4 protein-coding genes are annotated in these 3,039 nt (G+C 56.5%); 3 read left to right on the top strand and 1 reads right to left on the bottom strand.

Annotation, left to right across the window (positions count from 1 at the left end):
• A partial coding sequence (locus OQK_RS28435) for a sugar phosphate nucleotidyltransferase (protein ID WP_016775459.1) occupies positions 1 to 284 on the bottom strand: 284 nt, incomplete at its 3' end.
• Between the two features lie 387 nt (positions 285 to 671).
• Between OQK_RS28435 and galE the strand changes: the two genes are divergently transcribed.
• The 3 genes from galE to OQK_RS28420 form a co-directional block, all read left to right on the top strand.
• A complete protein-coding gene (galE, locus tag OQK_RS28430; protein ID WP_016775458.1) occupies positions 672 to 1,688 on the top strand; it encodes a UDP-glucose 4-epimerase GalE in 1,017 nt (338 codons plus the stop codon).
• A gap of 230 nt (positions 1,689 to 1,918) precedes the next feature.
• The gene (locus OQK_RS28425; RefSeq protein WP_016775457.1) at positions 1,919 to 2,155 is read left to right on the top strand and encodes a hypothetical protein; all 237 of its coding nucleotides are present in this window, start codon (positions 1,919 to 1,921) and stop codon (positions 2,153 to 2,155) included.
• Positions 2,156 to 2,246: 91 nt separating this feature from the next.
• The coding region (locus tag OQK_RS28420) for a polysaccharide biosynthesis/export family protein (protein ID WP_016775456.1) at positions 2,247 to 3,039 on the top strand (793 nt) is incomplete at its 3' end.

Here is a 3,039-nt window from a genome sequence, read left to right as displayed (position 1 = left end):
CAGGTGTCGATCAGCTCGCGGGTGCCGGCGAGGAATTTCTCTTTCTCGGTGCCACGGATCTGGTGCTCGAGTTCGTAGCTGATGTCGAAGTGGTCTTCCAGCGCGCGCTTGCCCCGGCCGGTGACGATGGCCATGTGTTGCAGGCCAGCGTCCCGTGCTTCTTCAACGGCATATTCGATCAACGGCTTGTTGACGATCGGCAGCATCTCTTTCGGCATGGCTTTGGTCGCCGGCAAGAAACGCGTGCCGTAGCCGGCAGCGGGGAACAAACATTTACGAATCATAAAAGTATCCTGGACAGTCATGGAACACAGGCGACGGTTGCGCACCACAAAGTGGCGGCAAGTTTCAATGATTATTGAAGGCTTACTTTAATACCCGAGTCAGGTTGTTGCTGGCAATTAGTTGCGCTGTTAAAAAGCGCTAATGTTATGAGATGTCGACTACTTGGTTATTAGTTATTTTTAGTCGGTATCTGTCGATAGTGATAAGTGTCCAGGGAGTGCTAATAAGTACCCGTCAAACAGTTTGACCGGCAAAAATAATTATTGCCAGTGGTTGAACTAAATTTGTTTGAGGTTGTTGTCGCCCTGTTTGTGTGAATTGTTCCGCATATCCACCAGGCATGGCTTGACACGCTACCGGGTATTTATTCAATGACGGACCGCGCTATGAAGATTCTGGTAACGGGTGGTGCCGGCTATATCGGCTCGCATACCACACTTGCATTGCTTGAGGCAGGTTATGAAGTTGTCGTTCTGGATAATCTTTGTAACAGCAGCGACGCAGCACTTCACGCCGTTGAAGCCATTTGCGGCAAAAGTGCATGGATGATTCGCGGCGATGTCTGCGATCGGCCGCTGCTCGACCGGATTTTCCGCGAGCATCAGATCGACGCCGTGCTGCATTTCGCCGGGCTCAAAGCCGTGGGCGAGAGTGTGCGCAAGCCGCTCGAATATTACGAAACCAACGTCGGCGGCAGCATCACTCTGTGTCAGGCGATGGCGGCGGCGGGAGTTTTCCGCCTGGTGTTCAGTTCCTCGGCGACGGTGTACGGCGAGCCTGAAGAGATGCCGATTCGCGAGGATTTTCCTACGGGCAATCCGACCAATCCCTACGGCCAGTCCAAGCTGATCGTCGAGAACGTGCTGCGCGACCTGAGCCTCGCCGAGCCGCGCTGGAGCATCGCGCTGCTGCGCTATTTCAACCCGATCGGCGCCCACGCCAGCGGGCACATGGGCGAAGACCCCAACGGCATTCCGAACAATCTGGTGCCGTATATCAGCCAGGTTGCCGTCGGCAGCCTGCGCGAGCTGTCGATCTTCGGTAACGATTACCCGACCGCCGATGGCACCGGCGTGCGCGATTACATTCATGTCGTCGATCTGGCGGACGGGCATTTGAAAGCGTTGCAGTCGATCAGCGAGCGCACCGGCATTCACACCTGGAACCTCGGCACCGGCGATGGCTACAGCGTGCTGCAAGTGCTGCATGCCTTCGAACAGGCCTGCGGGCGGCCGGTGCCGTACCGGATGATGCCGCGCCGCGCCGGTGATATTGCCGAGAGTTTTGCCGATGCTTCGAAAGCGGCGAAAGAGCTCGGCTGGAAAGCCACGCGCAACTTGCAGGACATGGTTGCCGACACTTGGCGCTGGCAATCGAATCATCCCAATGGTTATTCGCGATGATGGCCATTTAGTCCGATGTTAGTTTCAGTCAGGTTGTTAGATAACGTCGGGAAATTACACTGGCAATGCCATTTGCAAATCCGTAGATATAAACCTGCCGTTCGACTTTAGCAGTTGCACAGGACTGTGAAAGAACAACGGATCTTGTTCGCGCTCTTTGCGGACTTGAAAGCTACCAGCTCTGACACAGATCTGTTTTTTAACAGTTCGAATGTTAGAAAGGAGTTGTTATGAAAAAAGTGATGGCAGTTGCCCTGTTGACGATGTTGAGCAACTGGGCTGCCGCCGCTGAAGCGCCGTTGACAGCGGTAACCAATGTAGGTGGCAGTGTGGCGGCTTCGCAAGCGCCCGCGGCCAGTACTGCAATGGTTGCCAGTGCTGTAGCGGCGTCCAACAGCGGTGGCAGTGCCAACGGCGGTACCACCGGTACGACGGGTACCACCGGTACAACCGGCACGCATAACTAACAGGAACATTTGTTAGTGCAGTACAGAGTCGCCCGACGCAAGTCGGGTGACTTTGTTTTTTGGATTCGCCCTTGAATAGCGTAGTGCCATTATGACTCGTAGTGTTTATCTTTTAATGTTGGCAAGTCTCGCTTTGCAAGGTTGCATGTTTTCCCCCGGCCAGTACCTGAGCACCAGCGATATCACCCGCCAGGGTGCCAGCGAAAGCAGTCGGGTCGAGCTGATTCCGATCACCCCGAAGTTGATCGCCATGAACCGCGCCACCCAGAAGCGTGAGTCGCTGCCGGCGGAGCTGCTGGTGACGCCGGCGGAATATCGCATCGGCAACAATGACGTGCTGTACATCACCGTCTGGGATCACCCGGAGCTGACTGCCCCCTCCGGCGCGCAACAACAGATCGATGCCAACGGCCGTCTGGTGCGCTCCGATGGCACGCTGTATTACCCGTTCATCAAGGAAGTCCAGGCCGCCGGCCGGACCATCCAGCAACTGCGCGCGGACATCGAACAGCGTTTGTCGGCATTCATCGCCGAACCGCAGGTCGACGTCGCGGTGCTGCGCTTCGCCAGCCAGAAAGTCGTGGTCACCGGCGCCGTGACGAAGGCCGGCCCGCAAGCGATTTCGACCAATCCGTTGAGCGTGGTCGAGGCTCTCGGTTCCGCTGGCATCGACACCAATAACGCCGACTTGTCGGGCCTGCTGCTGACGCGCAACGGGCGGGTCTATCCACTCAATCTCGACACGCTCAATCAGCAGGATTCCGAACTGCAGAACGTCTACCTCAAGGGCGGCGATCAGCTGTATCTGCCGTACAACGACAACAAGCGCATCTACGTCATGGGCGAGGTCAACCAGCCGCGCGCGCTGAGCTTCAAGACCGCAA

The organism is Pseudomonas sp. R62, assembly GCF_000257605.1.
GTDB classification, from domain to species: Bacteria; Pseudomonadota; Gammaproteobacteria; order Pseudomonadales; family Pseudomonadaceae; genus Aquipseudomonas; species Aquipseudomonas atacamensis.
Note: the sequence above shows the minus strand (reverse complement) of the source record. Positions and strands in the feature narration are given on the sequence as shown.